Origin of the sequence: Caulobacter segnis (genome assembly GCF_029543125.1) — a bacterium.
Classification (GTDB): Bacteria; Pseudomonadota; Alphaproteobacteria; order Caulobacterales; family Caulobacteraceae; genus Caulobacter; species Caulobacter segnis_D.
The window spans coordinates 397,046-422,753 of the sequence record NZ_JARQWW010000002.1 but is presented as its reverse complement, the minus strand read 5'-3'; the positions used below and the strand labels follow the sequence as shown (position 1 = coordinate 422,753).

At 66.6% G+C, this 25,708-nt stretch carries 20 protein-coding genes; 11 read left to right on the top strand and 9 right to left on the bottom strand.

Annotated features, from left to right (window positions below; translation table 11 throughout):
* Positions 1 to 304: 304 nt before the first annotated feature.
* The 5 genes from P7B02_RS06710 to P7B02_RS06690 all read left to right on the top strand — a co-directional run bounded on the left by P7B02_RS06710 (position 305) and on the right by P7B02_RS06690 (position 3,190).
* Positions 305 to 1,057, top strand: a complete 753-nt coding sequence (locus P7B02_RS06710) for a creatininase family protein (RefSeq protein WP_277785551.1) — start codon at positions 305 to 307, stop codon at positions 1,055 to 1,057.
* Positions 1,058 to 1,209: 152 nt separating this feature from the next.
* Positions 1,210 to 1,788, top strand: coding sequence for a hypothetical protein (locus P7B02_RS06705; protein ID WP_277785550.1), 579 nt, complete (start codon positions 1,210 to 1,212; stop codon positions 1,786 to 1,788).
* Positions 1,775 to 2,410, top strand: coding sequence for a relaxase/mobilization nuclease domain-containing protein (locus P7B02_RS06700; RefSeq protein ID WP_277785549.1), 636 nt, complete (start codon positions 1,775 to 1,777; stop codon positions 2,408 to 2,410). Before P7B02_RS06705 ends, P7B02_RS06700 begins: the two co-directional genes overlap by 14 nt.
* Before the next feature lie 198 nt (positions 2,411 to 2,608).
* A complete protein-coding gene (locus P7B02_RS06695) occupies positions 2,609 to 2,788 on the top strand; it encodes a hypothetical protein (protein WP_277785548.1) in 180 nt (59 codons plus the stop codon).
* Positions 2,789 to 2,935: 147 nt separating this feature from the next.
* Positions 2,936 to 3,190, top strand: a complete 255-nt coding sequence (locus P7B02_RS06690) for a type II toxin-antitoxin system Phd/YefM family antitoxin (protein WP_277785547.1) — start codon at positions 2,936 to 2,938, stop codon at positions 3,188 to 3,190.
* Positions 3,191 to 3,506: 316 nt separating this feature from the next.
* Here P7B02_RS06690 and P7B02_RS06685 read toward each other — a convergent pair whose 3' ends face one another.
* The 3 genes from P7B02_RS06685 to P7B02_RS06675 all read right to left on the bottom strand — a co-directional run bounded on the left by P7B02_RS06685 (position 3,507) and on the right by P7B02_RS06675 (position 10,777).
* On the bottom strand, positions 3,507 to 5,765 hold the full coding sequence (locus tag P7B02_RS06685) for a S9 family peptidase (protein WP_277785546.1): 2,259 nt from the start codon (positions 5,763 to 5,765) through the stop codon (positions 3,507 to 3,509).
* 78 nt (positions 5,766 to 5,843) lie between these two features.
* Positions 5,844 to 8,435 carry a TonB-dependent receptor plug domain-containing protein gene (locus P7B02_RS06680; protein WP_277785545.1) on the bottom strand — a complete coding sequence of 864 codons (2,592 nt, stop codon included), beginning with the start codon at positions 8,433 to 8,435 and terminating at the stop codon, positions 5,844 to 5,846.
* Positions 8,436 to 8,641: 206 nt separating this feature from the next.
* A complete protein-coding gene (locus P7B02_RS06675) occupies positions 8,642 to 10,777 on the bottom strand; it encodes a CocE/NonD family hydrolase (protein WP_277785544.1) in 2,136 nt (711 codons plus the stop codon).
* 166 nt (positions 10,778 to 10,943) lie between these two features.
* Here P7B02_RS06675 and P7B02_RS06670 point away from each other — a divergent pair, with 166 nt between their 5' ends.
* Positions 10,944 to 12,050: a DUF2817 domain-containing protein gene (locus tag P7B02_RS06670; RefSeq protein WP_277785543.1), complete on the top strand. Its 1,107-nt coding sequence runs from the start codon at positions 10,944 to 10,946 to the stop codon at positions 12,048 to 12,050.
* On the top strand, positions 12,050 to 13,006 hold the full coding sequence (locus tag P7B02_RS06665; protein WP_277785542.1) for an ornithine cyclodeaminase family protein: 957 nt from the start codon (positions 12,050 to 12,052) through the stop codon (positions 13,004 to 13,006). The genes P7B02_RS06670 and P7B02_RS06665 overlap by 1 nt, the downstream gene beginning before the upstream one ends.
* A gap of 20 nt (positions 13,007 to 13,026) precedes the next feature.
* Here P7B02_RS06665 and P7B02_RS06660 read toward each other — a convergent pair whose 3' ends face one another.
* From P7B02_RS06660 to P7B02_RS06645, 4 genes are all read right to left on the bottom strand, one after another.
* Positions 13,027 to 14,601: a serine hydrolase domain-containing protein gene (locus P7B02_RS06660; protein ID WP_277785541.1), complete on the bottom strand. Its 1,575-nt coding sequence runs from the start codon at positions 14,599 to 14,601 to the stop codon at positions 13,027 to 13,029.
* Between the two features lie 116 nt (positions 14,602 to 14,717).
* A complete protein-coding gene (locus P7B02_RS06655) occupies positions 14,718 to 15,845 on the bottom strand; it encodes an alanine racemase (RefSeq protein WP_277785540.1) in 1,128 nt (375 codons plus the stop codon).
* 4 nt (positions 15,846 to 15,849) lie between these two features.
* Positions 15,850 to 17,247 (bottom strand): aminotransferase, encoded by a 1,398-nt coding sequence (locus P7B02_RS06650; protein ID WP_277785539.1) that lies wholly within the window; start codon positions 17,245 to 17,247, stop codon positions 15,850 to 15,852.
* Between the two features lie 5 nt (positions 17,248 to 17,252).
* Entirely contained in the window at positions 17,253 to 18,662 is a 1,410-nt protein-coding gene (locus tag P7B02_RS06645; RefSeq protein WP_277785538.1) for an NAD-dependent succinate-semialdehyde dehydrogenase, read from the bottom strand.
* 270 nt (positions 18,663 to 18,932) lie between these two features.
* Here P7B02_RS06645 and P7B02_RS06640 point away from each other — a divergent pair, with 270 nt between their 5' ends.
* From P7B02_RS06640 to P7B02_RS06630, 3 genes are all read left to right on the top strand, one after another.
* Entirely contained in the window at positions 18,933 to 20,282 is a 1,350-nt protein-coding gene (locus tag P7B02_RS06640; protein WP_277785537.1) for a peptide MFS transporter, read from the top strand.
* Positions 20,279 to 21,454, top strand: coding sequence for a M24 family metallopeptidase (locus P7B02_RS06635; protein ID WP_277785536.1), 1,176 nt, complete (start codon positions 20,279 to 20,281; stop codon positions 21,452 to 21,454). The genes P7B02_RS06640 and P7B02_RS06635 overlap by 4 nt, the downstream gene beginning before the upstream one ends.
* 79 nt (positions 21,455 to 21,533) lie before the next feature.
* Positions 21,534 to 22,025, top strand: a complete 492-nt coding sequence (locus tag P7B02_RS06630) for an Lrp/AsnC family transcriptional regulator (protein ID WP_277785535.1) — start codon at positions 21,534 to 21,536, stop codon at positions 22,023 to 22,025.
* A 4-nt stretch (positions 22,026 to 22,029) separates the two neighbouring features.
* Here P7B02_RS06630 and P7B02_RS06625 read toward each other — a convergent pair whose 3' ends face one another.
* A complete protein-coding gene (locus P7B02_RS06625; protein WP_277785534.1) occupies positions 22,030 to 23,286 on the bottom strand; it encodes a D-serine ammonia-lyase in 1,257 nt (418 codons plus the stop codon).
* A 266-nt stretch (positions 23,287 to 23,552) separates the two neighbouring features.
* Between P7B02_RS06625 and P7B02_RS06620 the strand changes: the two genes are divergently transcribed.
* Positions 23,553 to 24,557, top strand: a complete 1,005-nt coding sequence (locus P7B02_RS06620) for a histone deacetylase family protein (RefSeq protein WP_277785533.1) — start codon at positions 23,553 to 23,555, stop codon at positions 24,555 to 24,557.
* Between the two features lie 250 nt (positions 24,558 to 24,807).
* Here P7B02_RS06620 and P7B02_RS06615 read toward each other — a convergent pair whose 3' ends face one another.
* A complete protein-coding gene (locus P7B02_RS06615; protein WP_277785532.1) occupies positions 24,808 to 25,641 on the bottom strand; it encodes a hypothetical protein in 834 nt (277 codons plus the stop codon).
* Positions 25,642 to 25,708 lie beyond the last annotated feature (67 nt).

Below are 25,708 nucleotides of genomic sequence, written 5' to 3'. Positions count from 1 at the left end.
AAATGACCAACCAAGTGAACAACACCGCCCTGCTCGCCAGCCTGGCTCTCGCCATGCTTCCCCTCTTCGTCTTCGTGCAAGCTCTCTAAGGCTTCGCGGACCAATCCAAGGAATACGACGATGTTCGCTTCCGTGAACAACACCGCGCTTCTCGCCAGCCTCGCCCTGGCGGTTCTGCCGATCATCATGTTCGTGCAGGCGGCGCTGTAAGACCCCGCCGAGGGGGCGCCAAGCCCCCTTTCCGCCCCCGCCGTTAGGGGCTACGACCGCGCCGCATACGGCTTCGAAGAACAAGGCGCGCGGAATGTTGCTTCACCAGTCGACCTGGCCCGAAATCGAGGCCTTTCTGACCCGGTCCAAGACCGTTGTCGTCCCGATCGGCTCCAACGAGCAGCATGGCCCCACCGGGCTCCTGGGCACCGACTGGATGTGCCCCGAAATCATCGCCACCGAAGCCCAGAAGACCGCCGACATCCTGGTCGCGCCGACCTTCAACATCGGCATGGCCCAGCATCACCTGGCCTTCCCCGGCACCATCTCGCTTCGCCCCTCGACCTTCATGGCCGCAATCGGCGACTGGGTGCGCTCGCTCGCCGGCCACGGCTTCGAGAAGATCTATTTCCTCAACGGCCACGGCGGCAACGTCGCCACGATCGAGGCGGCCTTCTCGGAGATCTACGCCGACTACAGCTTCACGGGCCGCAGCGCAGGCTTCGCCTGCAAGCTGAAGAACTGGTGGGACCTGCCGGGCGTCCATGCCCTGGCCAACCGTCAGTTCCCGACCGGCCACGGCAGCCATGCGACCCCGTCGGAGATCGCCGTGACCCAGTGGGCCTATCCCCACGCCATCAAGACCGCCGACTACGCGCCGAAGATCGCCCCCACCGGCCCGATCCGCGAGGCCCTGGATTTCCGCGCCCGCTACAACGACGGCCGCATGGGTTCCGACCCGGCCTTAGCCACCCCCGAAAAGGGCGGCGAGCTGGTGGCTCTGTCGGCAAAAGGGCTGATCGCCGATCTGGCCGACTTCTCCGCCGAGCCCGCACCGTCGGTCTGAGCGGCCCCAAGTCCGTGACTGCAACAGTACCGAGTTTTCGCGGTTGACGTCCGGCGCGACCAAAAGCAACCTCAAATTGTGCTTTACGAAGAAGTACACGCGCTGAACCTGGTCAGCGCGCGGTGCCGGCGGGGGCGCTGGAGTAGAGGTGCATGAGTGACAGCCGCGCCAGTGCGGTCGGTCATGGCGGTCATCCGTTCGAGCCGTCAGATCAGTTTGTTCGGGTCCCCAAGGCGCTCAGCCGCCGGTGGCTGCAGTTCGTGGAAGACGCGGGTGGAAGTGAAGAGGCCCTGCGTCGCCTGATCATCATGGCGCCAAGGCCGCCCCGGCGGCTCTCCCCCGCCGCCGCAATTCGGGGCGCCGAGCGCCTCGACGTCCAGGTGACGGTGTCGTTCTCAAAACCGGACCTGGCGGCCGTGGATGCCGCGGCCAGATCCGCGGGCATGAAACGGGGAGGGTGGCTGCGCAGCCTTGCCCTGGCCCGCCTTCAGCGCGGCTGCCAGCTGGCGCCTGAGGAGCTGAGGGCCAACAGCGCGGTGCGCTACCAGCTGCAGCGGATCGTGGCGATCTTGCGGGAGATCGCCAAACGCTCGGCGATGGACGGCCTGCCGCCAGCGGAGCATCGCAAGCTCGTCGACGCCTATGAAGACGCTCGTCGCCAACTGTCGGCGCTACGCGCGGCCATGGCCGGGGTGCACCTCTATTGGGAGGCAGGCGATGACGGACTTTAGGGACGCGCATGGCTTTGAAGATGTCTGGCGCCAGCTGCGCAACCCGGCGCGGATCACGCCCGAGACGCTTCGGTCGCCGCGATTTCGGGCGGCCCTGATGCGCCTGACCTCGTATGCCCCCACCCCGGTGGTCAGCCACATCGGAGCGCCAAAGACGATCCGTCAGCTCAAGCAGAACCTCAACTACATCTCACGGGACGGCCGCTTGCCGTTGGAGGGGCCGGACGGGACTCGTGTGGTCGGCAAGGCGGAGATTAAGGAACGGTGCGAGGAATGGGTCGCCGATCGCTACTTCAGCGACAACCAGATGAGTCTGGCCCACAGCTTCATCGCGTCCATGCCGCCGGGCACCTCGCGCGAGCCGGTGTTCCAGGCCGCGTCCGACTTCGTCGCCGGCCAGTTCAATGAAACGTCCTGGCTCCTGGCCAGGCACGACGACGAGCCGCATCCCCATGTGCATGTATCGGTCCGGGCGCAGGACGACGAAGGCCGCCAACTTCACTTTGACCGCAAGGCCCTCGACCGGATGCGAGAGGCCTTCGCGGCGGCTCTGCGCGCGCAGGGCGTAGAGGCTGAAGCCGCCCCTCGCTGGGTCCGCGGTGTGGCTGAGAAGCCCCTGTAGCGACGCGTCCACGCCCTGGAGACCGCCCATATCGAAGGACGCGCTCCTGAACCGCGCTACATCGAAACGTCGATCAATGAGGCGTCCGACATCGTCAAAGGCCGCTCAGTAGCCAGCCGACCCTGGGAGGCGCGGATCAGATCGACGCAGCGGCTGGTACGCGACAAGTATCTCCTGATCGCGGACGATCTTTTGCGAATGGACTCGCACGAGGATCGGGATCTGGCCAAGCGGCTGCAGGACTATGTGGCCCGGATGCCAGCGCCGCTTACGCGCAGGGAGCTGTTGGTGGAGGAGGCCAGATCCATCGAGACGATCAGATCGCTCGAGCGGGTCGCCGCCAGGCATAGGGACCAGGACCGGGAGCTGTCCCGTTAAGCCGCCTTGGCATCAGGGTATTCAGGCCTCAACTTTCCTTCCGATCGAGCCTGGATCACCCAAGGCGAGTTCCGCCCAGCTTCCCGGCGCCCGACAACAACTTTGTCGATTTGCTCTAATTTACGTATGTATGGAGCCGATGAGGATATGGTTCGGATCAGCGCTACGGAATTTCAGAAGAGCCCCGGGCATTATCAAGATCTGGCTTTGCAGCATCCGGTGACGGTTACGCGCAACGGGCGGAATCTCATCGTGGTGATTTCAGCCAGTGAGTATCATCGCCTCAAGCGCCGAGACCGCGAGGTGCTTGGTCTTGATGATTTCACTGAGGCCGATCTTCACGCCATCCGGTCCACCCAGCCCGCTCCTGGCTCGGACAAGTTCGACGCCGAACTGAAATAGCACCGCGTGGCGTTCCCGGAACCTCAGCCAGGTCTAGTGATCCGATACTCTTTGGCGCGAACACGCAGAGCGTGGCCAGGAAGAAGGCGAAAAAGACCGTCCCTGTGCGGTCGTCCACCGAGAATGACCAGGGCGATACCGTCGTGATCGTTCTCCCCAATCACGCACACGCCGCCCTCGGTTCCCGATCTGGCCGTCGAGATTGCAGCAGCGACGAAAGCCCGCCTCGGCCTCGACGAGCAGCGGTCCTGGATCATCATAAAGCGGCGCGCTGAAGGAAGGCCGGTACTTGCCCGACGGAGAAGATGCGTGAGAACTACTGGACCCTAGCTTCCGCGCTCGCGTCCAGATGCTGCAGAAGATATCGCCAACTGCGCAGGCGAACATACCGCGCGTCCGCAGCGGGAAAGCTGTGACCGTCTCCTGGCAAGATGAGGGTGTCGAAGCTCTTGCCGGCGTCGATGAGCGCCCTCATCAGCCGAAGCGTGGACCCAAGCGGCACATCCTCATCCAGATCGCCGTGGATCAAAAGAAGGTCGCCCTCAAGTCGTGACGCCAGGGTTTGGTTCACGGCGTAGCCCAAGGCTCCGCCGGCAGGACCGTCCTTTGGCGCGCCGAAATGAAATTCACCGCTGCCCATCTCATAGAGATTGTTGTCGTGATTGCCGCTCGAGGCGACGGCGACCTTGTAGAACTTGGGCTCCAGAAGAAGAGCGGTGGCCGCCATGAAGCCCCCGCCCGAATGGCCGATGATGCCGACACGGTCGATGTCGAGTTGAGGGTGGCTTTGAGCCACTGCGCGCAGCGCGGCCATGTTGTCGGCGACGGGATAGTCGCGCACGGAGCCGAAGGCTCGCGCATAGCTGTGATAGGCCTTGCCGCGCCCTGACATTCCCCCGCGTTGGCCGACGCTCAAGACGGCCAGTCCCAGCTGCGCCATCGAGTAGTTCGGATCGATGGGGTTGAAGATCACCGGGACCTTCTCCGCTGAAGGGCCAGGATAGACGTCGGCGACGATCGGCGCGGTCTTGCCGGCGTCCAGTCCGATCGGCTTCCAAAGCACGCCGTAAAGCGGCGTGGCGCCGTCAGCCGCCAGAACCCGTATCCGCTCGGGCGCCCGCCAGCCGGTCTTCTCAAGCTTGCCCAGATCGGAGCGCTCCAGGGGGACGGCCTTGGCGGTGCGTGTACGCAAGATCAGGGTCGGCGCGAGATCGGCGCGCGAGACAGTATCGGTCCAATAAAGGCCCGTTGGCGACAGGCTCACGTCGTGATCGGCGTCCTCAAGGTCCAGCGCTCTGGACGGGCCGCCGGACAAGCTGGCGGCCCGCAGCCGCATCTGAGCGGGGTTGCGCACCCTTGCGTCGTCGAAGCTGCGATAGACAAGCTCGCCGTGCGTCTCATCGACCCTGACGATGTCGCGCACAGACATCTCTCCAGGGGTCAGATCCGCTTTGAAGCGACCTTGTGCATCATAGCGGGCATAGTGATGGAAGCCGTCGATCTCGGTCTTCCAGACGAAGCCGGACTTCAGCTCGGCGAAGTCCGCCATTCGGATGGACGAGCCGCCGGCCGGATGCTCGTCGACCAGAACCCTGACGGCGCCCGTCTCCAGATCCGCGGCGCAAAGCTGAACCCGCCCATAGCCGCGGTCCATGCGCGCAAAATAGAGGGTCCGCCCATCCCGGGAGGGCCACACGCCGCCGGCGCCCGGATCGAGGTTGCCCACATGGGTCCAACCGCCCGTATCGATCTGGCGTCCTTGGCCAGTCTCGGCGTCGAAAACCCAAAGCTCCGAAACGGGCAGGGGGCTCTCGCCCGGAAGCGGATACTTCTGAGTGATCAGGCGAGGACGCGGCGAGGCCAGCGAATTGACCATCCAAAGCGCGCCGGTGGCGCGCAGGTCCTGGCGCTGGATGTAGAATTTGGGACCCCGTCCGATCCAGCCCACGCGGGGCGGCGCGGCGTCCGCGCGCCCTTCGACAACGGGTCTGTCGCTCGGCTGGGTTTCGGACATGGCGCCGGCGAAGCTGCGCCATAGCTCGCCGTCATGGCTGAGCCGCACAGGGCCCTTTGGGCCGTTCGCATAGAGATCGTGATCGCGCGTACGGACCTCCCATTCGCCGGAAGGCGAGATCGCCGCAGAAGGGTCGCGCGTCGCGCGTCTGGCCCGGTTTTCGGCGGGGGAGAACAGCAGGGACTGCCCGGCCAGCTCCAGGCGCAGCGACCCGCCCTCGACGGCGATCAGTTGAAGGTTTTTCAGCTGTGTTGGCGTGGCGGTCATGCCGATCTGGGCGGCCAGGCTGGCGGCCGTCCGCGTTCGGCGCAGATGAGGGCGGCGTGCGTCGATGAGGGTGAGCGTCGCATCGCCAAGCCGCGGTCTGACATAGGCCAGTCGATGGGCGTCCAGCCACAGGACCTTGGTGCGCGAGGGTGTGATGTCGGCCAGGGCCTCGGCGAGGCCGTCAGCCGTAAAGGGCGCTGTGCGGGTCTCGACGCACTTCAGATCGCAGGCCGCGGCGACACCGGCTCCCATCATCCAGGTTGCGATGATCGAGGTTGCAAGCCGGATGAGCATGGCGTCCTCCCGGGGGCGCTGTGAATGACAAGAAGGCCAAGCCGGCCCGCATGCGAACATGCGGGCCGGCCTCGATCCTTACATGCGCTTGGAGAAGCCCAGATAGAGGTATCGGCCGCGGAAGTCGGCCAGGAAGCGATCCCAACCGTCCGTCGAACTGGCGACGAAGGGCAGGGCCTCGTCCCAGACATTCTCGGCGCCGGCGTGGACGCGGACATTCTTCAGCCAGCGGCCGTAGCCATCGTCCGCGCCTTCGAAGGTATAGGCCACCTGCAGATCGCCGGTGGTGTAGGCCTCGACACGGCGATCGGCGACGCCGGGCAGGACGTCCTTGTATCCGCTGGTGTAGCGGACATAGGCGCCGGCTTCCCAGCCATCCTTCACCCAGGTCGCGCCCGCCACCCAGCGCAGTTCGGGAATAGGGCCGAAGGTGGCGCTGTAGTTGTCCAGACGATCAACCCGCACGGCGCCGGCGCGATCTTCGAACTTGGTGGTCAAGGTGGCGTTGAACGACAGGTTCACCTGACCAAGGTCCATGGCCGGCAGCCCATAGTAGAGACCAAGATCGATCCCCTCGGCGGTGCGGTCGCCGCCGTTGGACAGGCGCAGATCAAGGGTCGGATACTGGGTGACCGGGTCACGTGTGATCGTGCCGCTGGGCGAGGAGCCGTTGAGCAGCGCCTGGCCGTCGGGCGCCGCGATCAGGTCGGTGATCTCCACGCGCCAGTAGTCCAGGCTGGCCGACAGGCGAGGGATCGCCTTGGGCACGAACACGACGCCGATGTTCAGGCTTTCGCCGCGCTCCGGCTGAAGACCCAGATTGCCGCCGACAAGGCGGTCGACCGGGAAATTGCCGCCGCGCACGGGGTCGTAGAAGAAGCCGCCCGGCTCGGTGTTGCGCGTCTGCGGCTGGTAGAGCTGGGCCAGCGAAGGCGCGCGGAAGGATTCCGCCCAAGAGGCGCGAAGATAGAGGCTCTCCTCCAGGAAGCCGACGCGTGCGTTGGCCTGCTTGACCGTCGCATCGCCAAAGTCGCTGTAGTCCTCGTAGCGAATGGCGCCGCCAACCTCGGCCGAGCTGATCGCCTTGGAGTCCGGATTGGCGTAGAGCGGCACGCGCAGCTCGCCAAACACGGTCTTCACGTCACGAGACTGCAGGCTGTCCATGCGCGGACCGCTCAGCCACCAGTAGGTGGTGCTGGCCCAGACCGCGTCGGAATCGAAGTTGTACTTCACGTCGCGAAACTCGCCGCCGGCGGCGAACTGGACCTTGCCGGCCGGCAGGGAGAACAGATCGCCGGAAACCTTGGCGTGCCAGGTGTCGAGGCGGTTGACCTGCTTGTAGCGCGCCGTGGGGCTGAGGCCCGCAAGCTGCTCGGCGGAGTTTGCGTAGTAGCCGAACGGGTTGAAGGCGGTGGCGCCGGGCCGGCTCACCGCGGCCTGGGCGGCCGCCAGCGAGATGTCGTTCAGGTACTCTTCCTTGACCGTCTTTTGATAGCGCGTGAACCCGGCCTCGTAGGAGAAGCCGTTGATCAGGCCGCGCAGGCCCACCGTGCCGCGCACGTTGGTGACGTCGAAGTTCTCGGTGATCGGGCCAAATTCGTTGGGACCGAACTTGTAGACGACCGAGGCGGTCGCGCCGAACGGGTTGTAGATGTTGGAGGCCGGGGCGGTCACCGAGACAATCGGGGAGTCCAGGGCCACGAACTTCTGATCGCGGCTGCTGAAGTAGCCGTCGGTGAACAGCACCAAGCGCTCGTCGAGAACGTCGTAGTGCGCCGCCCAATGGCTGCTGAAGCCTTCCGTGGGCGGGAAGGCGCCGTCCTCGTTTGTCGAGACCGCCATGTTCTGGCTGCGGGGAATGTAGTTGGCCGCGGTCCCCGTGGCGCCCGGGGCCAGGCCCGCAAGGTTCAGCATCAGCGTCTGGCCGTTGACGACCACGCGGTTGGGCACGGTGACCGACGTGCTGCGGCGATCGGCGCCGCCGCGGGCGCGATAATCGCGGCTGGCGGTCAGCTCACGGTCCCACTTGGTCATGCCGTTGCGCTGCTCGTAAGCGCCGCTGACAACGATGCCATAGTTGTCGCCGATCTTGCCCAGCACGGCGCCGCCGCGCTTGTAGCTGGCGTCGCCGTCGGTGGTGTTGCCATAGGAGGCGAAGACCTCGACCCCATCGAAATGGTCTTTGAGTTTGACGTTCACGACGCCGGCGATGGCGTCGGAGCCGAAGATCGCCGAGGCCCCGTTCTTGAGGACTTCGACGCTGGCCACGCCTTCGGCGGGCACCGCGTCGGTGTCGGGGACATCTTCGCCGCCGAACCGGCGACCGTTGACCAGCACCAGGGTGTAGGCGTGACCAAGACCCCGAAGATTGATCGACGAGCCGCCGCCCGAATACTCGTTGTTGGTGGGCGCCAGCGCGGCCCCCACGGAGATCGGCTGAGCCTTCAGCAGGTTGGAGACCGACTCCGCGGAGGTCAGCCGGAAGGTCTGCTCGCTGAGCACGTCCACCGGGGTCGGGTTGGTGATCAGGCGGGTGTTGCTGGTGGCGATGTTCGTGCCGGTGACGATGACTTCGTCGACGGTCGCCGTGTCGGCCGATTGCTTTGCGCTGGCGGGGGAGGCCGCCACCGCAAGGACGAGCAGACTCGCCCCGTAAATCCATGTCTTCATCTTGGTATCCCCCTTTGCGGTGGGGCCGCCGACGCCGGCGAATTTGGCGTCACACGGCCGTCCAAATGCGTCGCCCACCGCAGTTCCCCATGGGTGGGCCAGGAGAAGTCTGCCTCTCGCGGACGTTGGAGATTGCCTTTCTCAAGCCTCTGGCCCGGCTATTCTTCCCCCTGTCACACGACCGACAAAAGAATCCCCGCGCGCCGTCAGGGCATTGCCTTGGGCAGGCGCAGCACAGACCCTTCGCCCAGCAGAAGCTCAAGGGCGGGCGCAGGGGTCAGGGGCGTGGTGATGTAGTTGTCGGCGTCGGCGGCGGTGACCACTAGGCGGATGCGGGAGCCTTTTGCAAAGCGGTAGGCGGTGGGCTGCATCTCGGCCTTCATCACCGCCGGGGCGGCGTTGAAGGCCGCGGCGGCCTTGGCGTCCGCGGTCGTGGCCAGGGCGTACGGAAGCCCGGCGGCGTCATAGGGCGCCGCTCCCGGCTTACGATGGGACGCCCGCATGACCGCCTCGGTCACATAGGCCGCCTCGCCGTCGGCGCCGACCGCCTCGAGAGTGAAGAACAGATCGCCGTCCGCGGCGCTGGATCGCGCTGCAACCTCGATGATCGGATGACCAACGACCAGGAGGTCCTGGCTCAAGGGCGCGGTCTCAAAGCTCAGTGCGCCGCCCTCGGCGTGGGCGTTGAGGTTGCGATAGGCCATTTCCGGGGCGCCGCTGAAGCTGTCGTGGTAGCGCGACTGGCGCCCCAGGGTCTTGGTGTAGTCGGCGGTGAAACGCACGGCGCCTTGGCCGGGCTTGTCGGCGAGACCGCCACGGGCGCCCAGATAAAGCGCCACGTCCGAGGTCTGTTGGGGCCAGCCCGCCTGGGCCCGCCAGGCGATGTCGCCCGACGCCGCGGTGTAACCCACATGAACCTTGGGTTCGGACATGACCCCTGTGTCGACGCCCTTGAGCCAGTAGTCGAACCAGCGGATCGCCTCGGCGGTGAGCAGTTCTCTCGCCTTGGCCTCATTGGCCACGAGCGGACTGGTGTGGCGGCCGCTGTCTTCGTTGGGGCCATGGCTCCAGGGGCCGATCGTCAGCTTGGTCGGGCCGGTCAGATTGCGGGCCAGCAGAGCGGCGCCGCTGGTGTCCATGTCGTACCAGCCGCTCCACACATAGGTTGGGATCCTGGCTGCGTTGAGCTGCGGCAAAAGAAGGTGCGGCGAGCGGCGTCCGGTGCTGAGCGGATCGGTGAAGGCCGGCGCATCGCGATGCACCGTCAGGCTCTTCAGGGCGATGGCCTGGGCTTGCGGGTCGTCGGCCAGGCGCGCTTCAAACTGGGCTTCATCCATGATGACGCCCAAAGCCTCGGCGAGGCCCACGCCCCAGCGCTGGGCCAAGGCGGCCACGCCTTGCGAAAAATCCGGCGCCATGGCCTGGACGGCCCGCTCCACGACGCCTGGCGGAGTGTTCTGGGCGCGGCTTTTGAGAATTTTCGCCAGCTCGGCGGCTTCCGGATCGGCGTCGACCGGCGCCAGCTGCGCAACCACGGAGGATCCTTCCAGTCCGTCGCTGCGCGCCTGGGAGGCGGAGAAGCCGAGCATGCCCTTGTGCAGGACGCCGGCGCCGCCGGTGGCCAGGCGGTAGAGATCGAAGGCCGGCGCCGCCGGGAAGATCGCCTTCAGCGCCGGCGGCGCTTCGGCCGCCACGTTCAACTGCATGATCCCCGGATAGGAGCCGCCGATCATGCCGACCTTGCCGTTGCTGAATGGCTGCTTGGCGATCCAGTCGATCATGTCCGCGCCGTCCTGGGCCTCCTGTTTGGTGAAGTCGGCCAGCCGAACGCCTTCCGATGCGCCGGCGCCGCGACCTTCGACGCGCACGAAGATGTATCCGCGGCGCATGAGCTCGGGCACCGACTCGCGTCCCGTATCCCAGAAGATCAGGCGGCCGCTGGAATCGCGCGCCGTGAGCGGACCAATGCTCTGACCCTTCATCAGGACGCCCAGATTGGTCTGCACCGCGCCGTCGGCGGCGCGGCGGGCGCGCCAGTAGCGGGCGTAGTAGAAGATCACCGGCAGAGGCCTCGCCTCCACGCCCTGGGCGTTCATCGGACGAAAGACGTCCACGGCCAGACGCGTCCCGTCGCGCGTCGGCACATAGAGCGAGCGGCGCTCGTACCGGGAGTAGGCTTCACCTTGAATCGGCGGATAGACCCCAAACCCGTCCTGGGTCGCCTGGTCCTGGGTCGCCCGGTCTTGGGCTGTTTGGGGTGCGGACTGCGCCAGGCTCGAGGTGGCGAGAAGCCCCGCGCCCAAAGCGCCGAGGGTGAATCGAAGAATGGCGGCGGCGTTCATGACTTCCTTCTCACCTGACGGCCGCCTGTGCACCGGCCGATGATGCAGGGTGACGAAGCGCCTCCAAAGAAGCTGCGTCGCGCTCGCGCGACATCGCAAGAAGCTTTCGCGCCGCAGGCGGCCTGACGATGAGACCGTGGGCCGTCCCTGACGCTAGACTGCCCGCATGGACAGTTTGGACGATCTGCTGGTGAACCCCGTACGCGACGCCTTCGCCCACGACTATGAAGATGCGCGGCGTCGCTTCATGAGCGCCGCCAAAAGCTGGAGAAGCTATCCAAGCGCCGCGCGCGGACCCCAGGGCCAGGCGCTTCATACCGACGTCGCCTGGATCGGACCGCGCGACGCGCGCGAGGTTCTGGTCGTCCTGAGCGCCGTCCACGGCGTGGAAGGCTATTGCGGGTCCGGCGTGCAGGTCGACCTTGCGCGCCGCCCGCCTGCCCTGGCGCCCGGCCAGGCCATTGTCCTGGTGCACGCCCTCAACGCCTATGGCTTTGCCTGGGAGCGGCGGGTGACTGAAGAAGGCTGCGACCTCAACCGCAACTTCGTCGACTTCGACAAGGCCGCGCCGCATAACCCCGGCTATCTGGACCTGGCCGAACATCTGCTGCCGCGCTCGCTTGAGCCGGAAGCCCTCGAAGCGGCCGAAGCGGCGCTAACCGATCTGCGCCAGGCGATGGGTGAGCACGCCTTTCAGGTGGCGCGCAAGAGCGGGCAGTACGTCGATCCCAAAGGAATGTTCTACGGAGGCTCTGAGGCGTCCGGTCCCCGGCGCATCCTTGAAATCATCGCCCAAGATTGCGCCCTGGAGCAGCGTGACTTCGTAACCGTCATCGACCTGCACACAGGCCTTGGCCCATACGGCTACGGCGAGCTGCAGTGCGAGAACGCGCCGACCGACCTGTCGCATCATCTTGCCGAGGCGATGTTCGGCCCGGGCCTTACAAGCCCGGCCCTGGGCACATCCTACTCGGTGCCGGTCAATGGGACGGTGCAGCTCTTTTGGGAGCGATTGCGCGGCGATGGCCGCTATGTCTATGCGTGCCTTGAGTTTGGCACCTTCGACCAGGAGGCGAGCCGCAGGGCCTATCGCCTGGACCACTGGCACCACGCCTATGGGGACGGCCTGGCCGACAGCCCTGGCGGCGTCACGGCCCGGGCGGCCATGCGCGCGCAGTTCTATCCCGAGTTCGATGATTGGAAGGCCATGGTGCTGTTCCGAAGCCGTCAGGCTGTGGCGCAGGCCCTGGCCGGCATGGAGCGTTTCCGTTGATGTTGTCCCAGACCCGCGTGATCTCCGACGCCGAGTGCGCGCAGATCCTCACCCCGGCCATCGCGCTGGACGCCATGCGGCGGCTGTTCATCGAGCTGGCCACGGGCGAGGCGGACAACTTTCATGTCATCCGCGAGCGGCCGGGGATCGGCGACTGCGTCTGGGGCGTGAAGGCCGGCGTCAGCCGCCCGCAAGAGCTTCTTGGTCTCAAGATCGGCGGCTACTGGCCAAACAACCCCGCCCTGGGCTTGGCCCGACACCAGTCGACCATCGTCCTTAGCGACCCGCATACCGGCCGCTGCGCCGCGCTCGTCGGCGGCAACATCATCACCGCGCTTCGCACCGCCGCCTCCAGCGCCCTTGCCATCGATCTTCTGGCCCGCAAGGACGCCGCCACGCTGGGGGTGATCGGTGCGGGCGGTCAGGCGCTTTGGCATGTGGAGGCCGCCCTGGCGGCCCGACGGTTCGAGCGGGTCCTGGTCGCCAACCGATCCTTGCCTGCCGCCGAGGCTCTGGCGCGACGCATCTCGGCGCCGGTGGAAGTGGCGACCGCGCCCGACGAGCTCGTCTCGCGCGCGGATGTGGTGATCACCATCACCGGCTCGACGACGCCGCTGTTCGATCCCGCCAGCGTGCGGCCCGGAACGCATTTTTCCTGCATGGGCTCCGACACCCGCGGCAAGCAGGAGGTCCCCGCCGCCCTGCTTGCGCGGGCGCGGCTGTTCACCGACTCCATCGACCAGTCCCTGACCCTTGGTGAAGGCCAGCACGGCGCGACTGCCGAGGCCCTCACCCTTCTTGGCGCTGTGGCGGCGGGTCGGGCGGCCGGGCGCATCGAAGCTGGCGACATCACCCTCTATGACGGCACGGGGCTTGGCCTGCAGGACCTGGTCATGGCCAGGCTGGCGCTCGACCTGGCGGCCGACGCCGGCCTGGGCGTGGACGTGGATTTCTAAAGGCTAAAGCCGGGCTGCGGTCACGCAGCCCGGTCGAAGCGCAGGCCGCGGGCGCGTCCGGTGCTCAGGGTGATGTGGTCGACGTCGCCATCCGCGCCGCGAATGATCTGCAAGGTGCGCAAGACCCCGTCGGCGCCGTCGAAGCGGTCCTGGTCGGTGGCCAGCAAAATCACGCGCCGCGCGCCCCAAAGGTCGCTGATCACCAACTGGCCGTCGACGACGTCCAGACGGTAGGTGATGTCCAAAGGCCCGCTGCGCCATTCGCCGACCAGCTGCTGCAACCTGGCGGGCTTGGGCGCCGACGCGCCGACCCGGCGCCAGAGTGTCTTGGTCGGATGGAAGGGGTTGGAGGCGTCTGTCTCCTCAAGTCCGGTCACCGCGCCGCCCGCGTCCCGGCGCGGCCTCAGGCGCACGTCGGCGTCGAGCCGGACAAGCTCGCCGTCAACGGCTGTGAGCGGCGTTCCGCTGACGCCCGGCGCCAGGCGACGCTCGACGCCTGGCGGGGTGTCGACCACGAAGAGGCATTGCCCCATGGCCCCGCCCACATAGACGCCGGCCAGCTCACCAGCGGATGCGCTGGAGCGCGTCGTCCGACGCGGTTGGTGTTCGCCGGCGCCGGCGACGATGCGCACCATCTCGTCGGCCAGCTTGCGCACGTCCATACGCGTATTGGCCGTCACCGCCACGCAAAGACCGGCGGCAGGCACGATGGCGAAATAGGCGTTGAAGGCGGCGTCATTGCCCGAATGGACAAATGCTTCATGGCCGCCAAGCTGATCGTGGATCAGGCCATGGCCGTAGGCGATGGCCGCGCCGTCGTTCAGCCGTCCTTGAGCGAGCATCTGGCTTGCCAGCGCCTGGTCGGCCGCCGGCGGCCGCAGAAGATAGCCGCCCCAGGTCAGCAGATCGTCGACCGTGGTGTGGACGCTGGTGGCCCCGAAGTTGGCGTAGGAGAGGATCGATCGCTTCCATCCGCCTTGGCCGTCGGCAGTGTAGGACTGAGCCCTGGAGGTCAGAACGGCGGTCACGTCGTCATAGACGACCGTGTTCGACATGCCTCGTGGCGCGAAGACCTCGTCGCGCATGTGCCGCCAGAACGGCGCGCCGCTGACGCGCTGAACGATCTCGGCGAGGAGGGTGTAGTTGGTGTTGGAATAGGCGTAGGCGGAGCCTGGCGCGAAATCCAGTTCGGGGACGCGGGCGACCAGACGCAATATTCGCGCCTGGTTGAGGACATCGCCCCAGTCGCGCCCTCCAAGCGTCAGCAGCGCCCACTGGTCCTTCAGGCCGCTCACATGCCAGGCCATCTGGGACAGGCTGATCGCCTGGTCGAACTCCGGCAGCTCCGGCAGATAGGCGCCCAGCTCGCCATCCATATCCAGACGTCCGGCCGCGGCCAGGCGAAGGGCGGCGTAGGCGGTGAACTGCTTGGAGACGCTGGCCACATGGAAGCGTGTGGACGGCCCGATCGGGACGCGGTTCTCCAGGTCGGCGAGCCCTTGGAAGCCTCGCCAGGTCGCGCCATCGAGCCGTCGGACGGCCAGGGCGGCGCCAGGACCCTCCCGTGAGGTCAGGCTCGCCAGCAGCGTCTCCAAAGCCGCGCTTTGCCCGGCGCTGAAACCGGAAGGGCCGGAGGGCCTGGCCGCAACAGCTTCGACGGCGCTTGCCGCCAACAGGGCCGCCGGGGCACCGGTCACAAACGATCGTCGGCTCACCATCCCGCAAACCGCTCCCAATGATCGACAACGCGGCCGTCGCGCACGAGCGCATAGGCTTTGTGCTGCGCGGCGGTGGCGCAGGCGTGGTTCGGCAAGATCCTCAACCGTGCGCCGACCGGAAAATCTGAGCTCTGCAAAGGCCCCCCGTCCCGGCGAGCGATCACGCCGTGTTCCTGATTGGCGTTGATGACCACCAGGTCGTCGATCAGGCGACCTTGCATGTCGCAGATCAGACCATAGCCCTGGTCGACCGCCTGGCGCTGAGTGCCGCGGTCGCGCGACAGGGCCATCCAGCCTGCATCGACGACCACCCAGCCGCGATCGGCCTGATGGCCGATCACTTCGCAAAGCACCGAAAGGGCTATGTCCTCAGGGCGGCAGACGCCCGCGCCCGCCATGACCAGGTCCTGGAACATGTAGACCCCGGCGCGCATCTCCGTGACCCCCGCAAGGTCCTGGGCGAACAGGGCCGTGGGGGTCGAGCCGATGCTGACGGTCTTGCACTCCAGTCCGCCGGCGCGCAGGCGATCGGCCGCCAGGACCGCCTGGTCGCGCTCCAACCTTGCGAAGCGCTTCAGATCATCGAAGTTTCGCGAGCCGTAGCTCTCGCCCGCATGGGTGAGGACCCCTCCCAGAAGGCCCGCTTCGGCCAGCACCTCGCCCACCTCAAGAAGATGAGGATCGTCTGGACGAAGGCCGCTGCGATGACCGTCGCTGTCAATTTCGATCAGGACACGCAAGCGCCCTTCGAACCCGGGTGCGGCGGCCGCCAGGGCGGCCGCCGCCTCACGGCTGTCGAGGATGACCCCAAGGCGCGAAACCCTGGCGGCCAGGCTCGCCGCCCGATCGATCTTGGAGGGGGCGAGGCCGACGGCGTAGAGAATGTCGTCGAACCCGTGGTCGGCGAAGTATTCGGCCTCGGCCAGGGTGGAGACTGTGATCGGCCCGCCGGCCGGAAGCACGCGACGCGCCACGGCCAGAGACTTGGCGCTCTTCATGTGAGGCCGAAGCTCAACCTGCGGCCAGGCCGACAGCACCTCTCTCAAACGTGCCAGATTGGCCTCCAGCTTGATCTCCTCAAGCAAGAGCGCCGGCGTCTCGATCGCATCCAGTCCTTGCATGGCTCTACGTTCCGAGAACGGCCGTCACCGATTTTACGGTCCGCTCGACGATGGCGTCCGCATCGTTCCTTGTCAGCACCAGCGGCGGCGCAAAGCCCAGGATGTCGCCGCCGGGCATGCCGCGGGCGATGAGGCCGTTCTGCGCGCAGGCGGCTGACACAGCCGCGCCGATCCGGCGGGCGGGTTCGAACCGCTTCTTTTCGGCGCGGTCCTCCACGAACTCCACGGCGGCGAGCAGGCCCGCCCCACGGATCTCGCCCACATGCGGGTGAGCGCCCAGGGCGTCGCGCAGGCCTGCAAGCAGGTAGGGTCCGACCTCGCGGACATTGTCGATGATCCCCTCGCGCTCGATCAGTTCGAGATTGGCAAGGCCGGCGGCGGCGCACAGCGGATGGGCGCTATAGGTGTAGCCATGGGAGAAGGCGCCGTAGCTATCCTCACCCGCCTGCAGCACCGACCAGACCTTGGGGCCGACCATGACCCCCGACAGGGGCAGGTAGGCGCTGGTCAGGCCTTTGGCCACGGTGATCAGGTCCGGCTCGATGTCATAGACTTGGCAGCCGAAATCGGCGCCAAGGCGTCCGAAGCCGCAGACCACCTCGTCGGCGATCAGCAAGATGTCGTGCTTCCTGAGCACCGCCTGGATCGCGGCCCAGTAGCCGGCCGGGGGCGGGACGATGCCGCCGGTGCCCAGGGCCGGCTCGCCGATGAAGGCGGCGATGGTGTCGGCGCCTTCTTCTGCGATCAGCACTTCAAGCTCCGCCGCGCATCGCGCCGAGAACGCCGCCTCGTCCTCACCGTCGCGCGCCTCCCAATAGTGATGGGGCGCGGTGGTGTGACGGACCGGGCCGAACGGCAGGTCGAAGCCGGCGTGATAGACATCCAGGCCGGTCAGCGCCGCCGACATGATCGTGCCGCCGTGATAGCCGCGGCGCCGCGCGATGATCTTCTTCTTCTGCGGCCGTCCCAGGACATTGTTGTAGTACCAGACCAGCTTGACCTGGGTCTCGTTGGCGTCTGACCCCGACAGCCCGAAATAGACGCGCTGCATGTCGCCGGGAGCCTTGGCGAGCATCTTTTCGGCCAAGCGCACGGCCGGCTCGTTCGTGGCGCCGGCGTAGGCGTGATAGTAGGCCAGCTTATGGGCCTGCTCGGCGATCGCATCGGCGATCTCAGTGCGGCCGTATCCGACATTGACGCAATAGAGCCCGGCGAAAGCGTCGAGCAGGCGGCCGCCGTCGGCGTCATGGATCCAGGCGCCCTGGCCGCCCGTGACCACGCGGGTCGCAGGGCCTTGCCCTTGCGCATAGCTCTTCAGCGGCGTGAACGGATGGATGAGGCTGGACCGGTCGATCTCCTCCATGGAGAGGTTGCGGCGCTCGGCGTTGATGGGGTTCGACAAGAGGCTCATCCGTGGTGAAGGCAAAGATATTTGATGTCGGTGAAGTCGCGCAGGCCCTGACTTGAGCCTTCGCGGCCAAGGCCTGAGGCCTTCAGTCCGCCGAACGGCACCGGCGGGCCGGTCATGCGGGCGGTGTTGACCGCGACCATCCCGTATTCGAGCCGGCTCTGCAGGCGACGGGCGCGCTCCAGGTCCCGGGTCTGGATGTAGGCGGCCAGCCCATAGGTGCTGTCATTGGCCCGGCGCACGACCTCGTCCTCGTCGTCAAAGACGATGACCGGCGCCACCGGACCAAAGGTCTCCTCATGAAAGAGGCGCATGTCCTCGTTGACGTCGGCAAGAACGGTGGGGGCCAAAAAGGCGCCGGCGCCGGGCAGGCGACGCCCGCCGGTGACAAGCCGCGCGCCCTTGGCCAGGGCGTCCTCGATCTGCTCCAGGCAATGGTCGAGTTGGCGCTCATGGATGAGCGGCCCAAGATCGGTCTGCGGCGCGTCGCCCGGCCCGACGCGTAAAGCGCGCGCCCGGGCGGTCAACTCGCGGACAAAGACCTCTTCAAGGCTGCGGTGGACAAAGATGCGGTTGGCCGCCAGGCAGTCCTGGCCGGAGGTGACGAACTTGGCCGCCGCGCAGTCGGCCGCGGCTTTGACCGGGTCTGCATCCGCCATCACGATAAAGGGCGCGTGACCGCCCAGCTCCAGCAGCACCCGTTTGACGCCGGCTTCGGCGAGGATCCGTCGGCCCACCGCGGTGGAGCCCGTAAAGCTCACCGCCGAGACCTTGGGGTGGCGCACCAGGGCCGAGCCCAGCGCATCGTCGCGGCCGGTGAGGACGCAAAAGACGCCAGCCTCCAGGCCCGCGGTGCGCGCCGCCGCCTCGATGGCGAGCGCTGTCAGGGGCGTCTCCGGCGACGGTTTGACCACCACGGTGCATCCGGCCGCCAGGGCGGCGGCGGCTTTGCGTGTGATCATGGCGAAGGGAAAGTTCCAGGGCGTGATGGCCGCCGCCACCCCGAGCGGGACGGGCTGCGCGGTGAGGCTGGAGCCTTCCAGATGCGAGGGGATGGTCATCCCCTGCAGCCGAAGACCCTCGGCGGCGAACCAGTCGATGAACGACAGGCCGTAGGCGACTTCGCCGCGCGCTTCGGCCAGAGGCTTGCCCTGCTCGCGGGTGATCAGGCGAGCAAGGTCTTCGGCCTGGCTTTCGAGGCTCTGGCGCCAGCGAAGGAGGAGGGCGGCGCGCTCGAAGGCCGAGCGGCGGCTCCAGGCTTCAAAAGCTTCGCGGGCGCGCAGAACGGCCGCGTCGGCCGCTTCAACACCAAGATCCGGCGCGTGGGCAATCACGCTGCCGTCGGCTGGATCGAGGACCACGAAGCGCGCGCCGGCGTCTTCAGCGCTCACCACATCATCATAGGCCATGGGTCCCCCTCCAGGTGATCGTCGGGATCAGGCTAGGGGGGCGGATCAACAAAGGCTGCGCAGCGAGGCTTTGGCGACGAAGCGATCTTTCGCCAAAGACCGCCCCAGACGAAAAATTCCCGCCCCGGACATCGCGCCGCATGGCGTCCGAGACGGCCGCGCTTGAGTTTGAGCGGCCGGATGCTTGCGGAAGAATCTTCGGTTAGAGCCGCGTCGAGCGACGGACATCCCGTCCGCGAGCCCTCAGGATGGGCGGAGCAAGGGGGATGAATGCCGAACTCAACCAAGAGCTCGCTGTGGCGCCAGCCGGCAGGCGTCTATGTGGTCGCCATCGCCGAGTTTTGGGAGCGGTTCTCCTACTATGGGCTCGTCGCCCTTCTGGTTCTCTTCCTGAGCGGCGCGCCTGCCGATGGCGGGCTGGGCTGGACACAGGCGCAGGCGCTGCAGACCTACGGGGTCTTTGCGGGCCTGGCCTTTTGCCTGCCCGCGGCGGGAGGCTGGCTGGCCGACCGGTGGCTGGGCGAGCGGCGCGGCGTGCTCCTGGGCGGCCTTGGCATCTTGCTTGGCAACCTGGTGCTCTTCTTCATGACCCTGGGCGCCGATCCATCCGCGGCCCAGCTTTGGCTGATGCTGGGCCTTGGCCTGATCGTCCTAGGCACGGGACTTCTCAAGCCCGCCATCTCGACCCTGGTGGGGCGCGTCTATGATGGGCGGCCCCACCTGGCGCGCAGCGGCGGCTACACGCTCTTTTTGATGTGCATCTGGATGGGGTCTGTGGCCGGCACCCTGCTGGCCGGAGCCCTGGGCGAGACGATCGGCTTTCGGTGGGGCTTCCTGGTCTCGGCCCTGGGGATGGCGGCGGGCCTGCTCGTCTACGCCCTGATGGCGCCCAGGACCCTCGGCGAGGTCGGCCTGAAGCCGGCGCGGGCGACAGTCGAGGCTGCAGGCGGGACGGCGATCCCGGCGGCCATTCCGGCAATCTTGCTGATGACTCTGTTCACCGCGCTCTACGCCACCGGCTTCTATCAAAAGGCTGGCGTGCTCACCCTCATGGTCAAATCCCAGACCGACCGGATGGTGCTGGGCGTCGAGCTTCCCGCCTCAGCCTTCCTGACGATCAGCACGGCCGGCTTTGTGATCCTCGCGCCGATCTTCGAGATCGCGCTTGATCGTCTGGCGCGACGCGGTCTGGGTCTGGACGTCTTCCAAAAGCAGGCTCTGGCCCTGGCGGCCCTGGGTATCGGCTACGCCTTCTTCCTTGGCGCAGTCCATCAGTCGGCCGGCGGCGCACTGCACAGCCCCTGGTGGATCGTCGCCGGCTATCTGTGCTTCTCGGTGGGTGATGTTCTGATCTGGCCGCCGCAGATCTCCACCATCAGCCGCCTAGCCCCCGTGCGCCTCACCGGCCTGCTCATCGGCCTTTGGTATGTCACGGTGGGGATCGGCAACTATCTGGCCGGCTTCCTGGGCGTGGCGGCCCAGACGATCGGTCTTGCAGCCTACTTCATGGTCATACAGGCCGGCCTCGCGATCGGCGCTCTTGCGCTCCTCACCATCCGCCTGGCGGCGCCGCGCCTGCGCGCCGCCGTCGCGATCTACAACGACGGAAGTCCCCAATGAATTTGGCGTTCACCCGCGAGGAGTTCGAAGCGCGCCTGGCCAAGGTGCGCGCCGCCATGGTCGAGCGATCGCTCGACCTGCTGATCCTCAGCGACCCTTGCAACTTCTACTATGTGGCAGGCTACGAGGCCTGGTCGTTCTACGTCCAGCAATACCTTCTGGTGCGCGCCGACGACGACCGGCCGGTGTGGCTGGGCCGCGAGATGGATGCGCGCGGCGCGCGTCTGACCACCTGGCTGCGCGACGAGGACCTGCACACCTATCCGGACAGCTACGTGCAGTCCGACGAGCGCCACCCCGGGCAGTTCCTGGCCAACTTCCTGCGCGAGCGCGGCTGGCATAAGGGGCGGATCGGCGTTGAATCCCAAAGCTACTATCTGACCGCCAAGACCCAGAAGGTGCTGGAGGCCGAGCTGGGCGACGCCGCCATCGTCGACGCCAGCTTGCTGGTGAACCGCGTGCGGGCGGTCAAGTCGCCCGCCGAAATCGAGTACATGCGCCAGGCCGCCCGCATCGTGGAAGGCGCCATGGCTACGGCGATCCAGCACACCCGGCCCGGCGTGCGCCAATGCGATGTGGCCGCCGAAATCTATCGCGCCCTGATGCGCGGCACGCCGGACTTTGGCGGCCAGTACGCCAGCTCGCCGCCGTTCATGCCCTCGGGCGAGCGGGTGGACACGCCGCATCTGTCTTGGACCGATCAGCCCTATGCCAGCGAGGGGCAGGCCAACTTCGAACTGGTGGCCTGCCGGCACCGCTATCACACCCAGCTGTCGCGCACCGTGTCTCTTGGCAGGCCCACCGACACCCAGCGCCGGCTGGAGGCCGCCGCACTCGAAGGGATCGAGGCGGCTTTAACCGCGGCGCGTCCGGGCGCCCGGGCCTGCGACGTGGAGGCAGCCTGGCGTGAGGCCGCCGCGCGCCATGGCGTGCGCAAGTCCGCGCGCGTCGGCTACGCGGTGGGGATCGCCTATCCGCCGACCGTGGGAGAGCAGACCATCAGCCTGCGGCCCGAGGACAGGACGGTGCTTGAACCGGGCATGACCTTCCACCTGATGCCGGCCGTCTGGCAGGAAGGCGCCTCCATCGTCATCACCGAACCCTTCGTGGTGACGGAGACGGGGGCAGAGACCTTTTGCCGCTTCGAGCGCAAGCTCTTCTGGACCGAATGAGATTGCATGCATCGCGCAGACGGAAGAATCTTCGGTCAGCGTCTTTGGGCGCACCGGTGAGACGTCAGGAAGCGCGTACATGCAGCTAGACAGCTTTGACCTGAAGATCCTCGACATCCTGCAGCGGGACGGCCGCATCACCAACGCCCGCCTGGCTTTAGATGTAGGGTTGTCCGAGAGCGCCTGCTTCAACCGAGTGCGGCGTCTGGAGCAGCAGAAGATTCTTCAGCGCTATGGCGCTCAGATCGACCGAAAGGCGCTGGGATCCTTCGTCACCGTGCTGGTGAGCGTCATCCTGGAGTCCCACAAACAGCACGAACTGGCCCGGTTCGAGCAGGTGGTCTCAGGCCTTCCGGAAGTCGTCGAATGCAACTACGTGGCCGGTCAGTTCGACTATCTGCTGAAGGTCGTGGCCCGCGACATGACCGACTACATGCGGGTGATGGACGAGCTCATGGAGGCCTTCGGCAAGGTCAACCAGTACTCCTCCTACATCGTCATGCGCAAAACCAAGGAGCAGGAGATGGCCGCCAGCTATCTCGTCGACAAGACGCGGCGTTCGGCTGCCTGAGGCGTCAGTCCTTCAGAAGACTTTCGAACTCCGCCTGGGGAAGCTGCGAGCCGCCTGTGGTCCACACCACATGCGTTGCGTTCTCCACCCGAACCCGCAGGTCAGGCCGCTCCCGAGCCGCCCGCATGAAGGGCTCGACCGCCGCAAGACCTGCGGCGGCTGACGGCTCCAGGCGCAATCCCGCCAGAGTGTGGGCCAGGCGCACGCATTCGATCATCGCCGCATCGGTGACCGCGACGCAGGCGTCGATGGCGTCGCCCACCGCCTCCAGCACGAGGGCGGAGGCGACCGGTACGGCAAGGCCGTCGGCCAGGGTGCGGTTATCGAGGCCAAGCTCGTAGACGGGCAGGGGCTTGCCGCCGCCGGCGCCCATGGCCGCCAAAAAACACGCCGAGGCGACCGGCTCGACGAAGACGCCGATCACCGCTTCGCCCAGCAGCGCCTTGAGGCCATAAAGAACACCGCCTGGCGCGCCGCCGACGCCGCACGGCAGATAGACCACAAGAGGCTTGGAGGCGGTGGGGCGGACGCCGCGCTCGGCCAGTTGATCGCGCAGTTCGACCGCTGCGGCCGCGTAGCCGGTGAAGAGATCGGACGAGGTCTCATCGTCGACGAAGTGGACGCGCCGGGCGCCCCCTGAGGCGATGCGGGCGCGCGCCACGGTCTCTGTGTAGTCGCACTCATGCTCGACCACCTTGGCATCGAGAGCCCGCAGGCGGTCCTTCTTCCAGGACTTGGCGTCCGAGGACATGTGAATTTCGGCGCCAAGGCCAAGGCGGCGGGCAACAAGCCCGACGGAGTAGCCAAGGTTGCCCGTGCTCGCCACCGTCGCCGAATAGAGCGACAGGGTCTCCCGCGCCACAGGCTGCGCCAGAGCCTCGTAACGGTCGCCCGGCCGTACCAGCCCTTCGTCGAGCGCGATGCGCTCCACAAAAGCCAGCAGATCGTGCACGCCGCCGCGCGCCTTGATGGAGCCGGTCATTGGCAGCGCATGATCGGCCTTGAGCAGCAGCGACGGCAACGGCCCGTGCGGGGCGGGCCAGGTCAGCAACGGCGAGACGATCCTCCCATCCCAGCCCTCGTCGTCGAAGAGGCGCGCCAGGAGTGGCGCGAAGCGCTGCAGACGGTCTGCCGCCTCCTGAACATCGCCGCGTGAGATCGGAGCATCCTTGACGTCCGAGGCCGCACGGCGGCTCAGCCAAACGGCGGCGTCGCCCCGGCGCAGATCCGCCAGCCATCCACTCTCGTCGCCATCAAGCATGTTCGCGCCCCTGCTCGTGAGCCGATGATGTCCCACAGCCCGGCGCAAGAAGGTTTCTTGAGACGGCCGTTTTGCAAAAGGGCCTTCACGACGCCTTTGCCTGCTTCAATCGTTTCAGGCCGTCGAACGGACGCTCCAATTTTCCGCAGGCGCGCGGTCGTCGATTGATGAAACCTGTGCTGCGGGCCTTACGTCCGGCAGGTTCCTCTGTCAGGCCCTGTTAGTCTCGCGCGATACGACTTTCGAATCTCTTCAGGAGCGCAGCGATGCGGGGCGTGTTTGATCCTCGGCAGTTGGGCCACATCCCGGAGCGCGAACTGCATAACGGCGAGTGGATGGCCTATTCAGAGACGGCCGCCCGCGCCAACGCGATCATGCAGGCGCTCGGCCCGCTGGAGGCCGCGGTGGATTACGGTCGGGCGCCGCTCATCGCGGTGCATGATTCCGACTATGTAGCTTTTTTGGAAAGCGCTCATGAGCAGTGGTTGCGAGCCGGGCGAACCGGCGACGCCATCGCCTACACGTTTCCGGTGGTCGCCCGCCGCGCCGTAAAGCTGGACCGGATCGACGCCTTGCTGGGGCGTTACGCGTTCGACGCGGCGACTCCCATCGTCGGCGGCACCTGGGAAGCGGTCTACGCCTCCGCGCAAACGGCGCTTACCGCGCGCGCCATCATCGGCGGCGGCGAGCGGACCGCCTTTGCGCTCTGCCGCCCTCCAGGCCACCACGCCGGCGCCGACTACTGCGGCGGCTACTGCTACCTGAACAATGCCGCCATCGCGGCTCAGGCCGCGCTGGACGCGGGCGCCGGCAAGGTCGCCATCGTCGATGTGGACTATCACCACGGCAACGGAACCCAGGACATCTTCTGGCGACGGGGGGATGTCTTCTACGCGTCCATTCATGCCGATCCGCGGACCGACTATCCCTTCTACTGGGGCCATGCCGATGAGATCGGCGAAGACGAAGGGCGCGGCGCCAACCTCAATATTCCGTTGGCGCGCGGCGCGCGGATGGACGCCTTTCGTCGGGGTCTTGCGACCGCGCTGGAGGCCGTCACTGCGTTCGCACCAGGCCTCCTCATCGTCAGCTATGGCGCGGACACCTGGGAGGGTGATCCGATCAGCCATTTCGCCCTCTCCACGAAGGATCATGCTGTTCTGGCTGCGGACATCGCGGCGTGCCGTCTGCCCACATTGATCGTGATGGAAGGTGGGTATGCCGTGGAGGCGCTCGGCTCCAACGTCGCCAGCTTCCTTTCAGGCTTCTAAGCGTGCTGGCGCTTCATGTAAACGATCGTTCTTGGGATGCCGTGGCCCTTGGCAGCGGAGTCAAAGATGCGCCACTAGCGGTCATTGGTACTTGGCTAAAACTTGCCGTTCGCAACGAGTGCGGCCAGCTCGTCAACGAGCGGCAAGGGTGCGCCACGAGCGGACACAACATCATGCCGACGAGCGGCCGCTGGGCTCACTGCGCGACGAGCACAGTTGAGAAACTCAGCCGCGATCACGGCGGCCGACTTCATTCTTCCCACCAGGGGTTTGGCGGAGCTGGCCAAGCCAAGCCATCGTTGTCATAGACCGACCTGAGCGCCCGCCGGAGGTTTTCGTACAGCCAGCCAGCCTTTTTGTCCTCGGTAAGGAGACCGGAGAAGTACGTGGCGTACACGGCGAACTGCATGTCGATGACATCGTTCCGCACCCTGTCGAGCCGCTTCGGCGGCCGGCTTCCCTCTCGGATCCACCCCAGGGCGTAAATGATCGTCACGAGGCCTTGGCGGTAAAGATAGGAGTCGTAGCGGGCCCGCGACCGCTCCCGACGAACAACCGCACCTAGTCCCTCGGCTGCTTGTTCGTAGAGCTCGTCCGCAGCGCCGTAGATTTTGGCGAACATATCGTCCGTGTAGCGGCCGTTCACCCGGCAGAGACGGAGTTCGGCCAGCGTGAATGTCTCCGCGATTTCCGGAAGCGAGACGGCAATATCGTCGGCGCCCAGCAGCATGTCCTCTGCCTGGGATGCGGCGGCTGCCCAGTGTTCCCGCAACGCGTCGGAGGCGCCGGTCTCATCGCCGTCCAGCGCCGCCAGCTCCTCGGCCATACGGCGAATGCCGGCAGGTACGTCTTCAACCTGCATGCGGGAGACGAGTTCGGGACATAGCTCGTCGATCAGCGCGATCTCGCCCCAAGACCGCAGCACTGTCACTTGGTCGGGGAAATTGCCGATCACCGAAAACGCAGCGGCCAGTCCCGCCAGCGACTGCGTCTTGTAGATCTCGAACCCGATATAGTCTGGCAATACAGCGATGTTGTCGGCGTCGGCGGCAAGGAAGGCGCGCAACGCCAGCGACTGAAGCATGTTGCTATCAATGACGAGACTCAATGCCATGACCATCGAGACTAGCGATAACAACATCTTCAGTCAG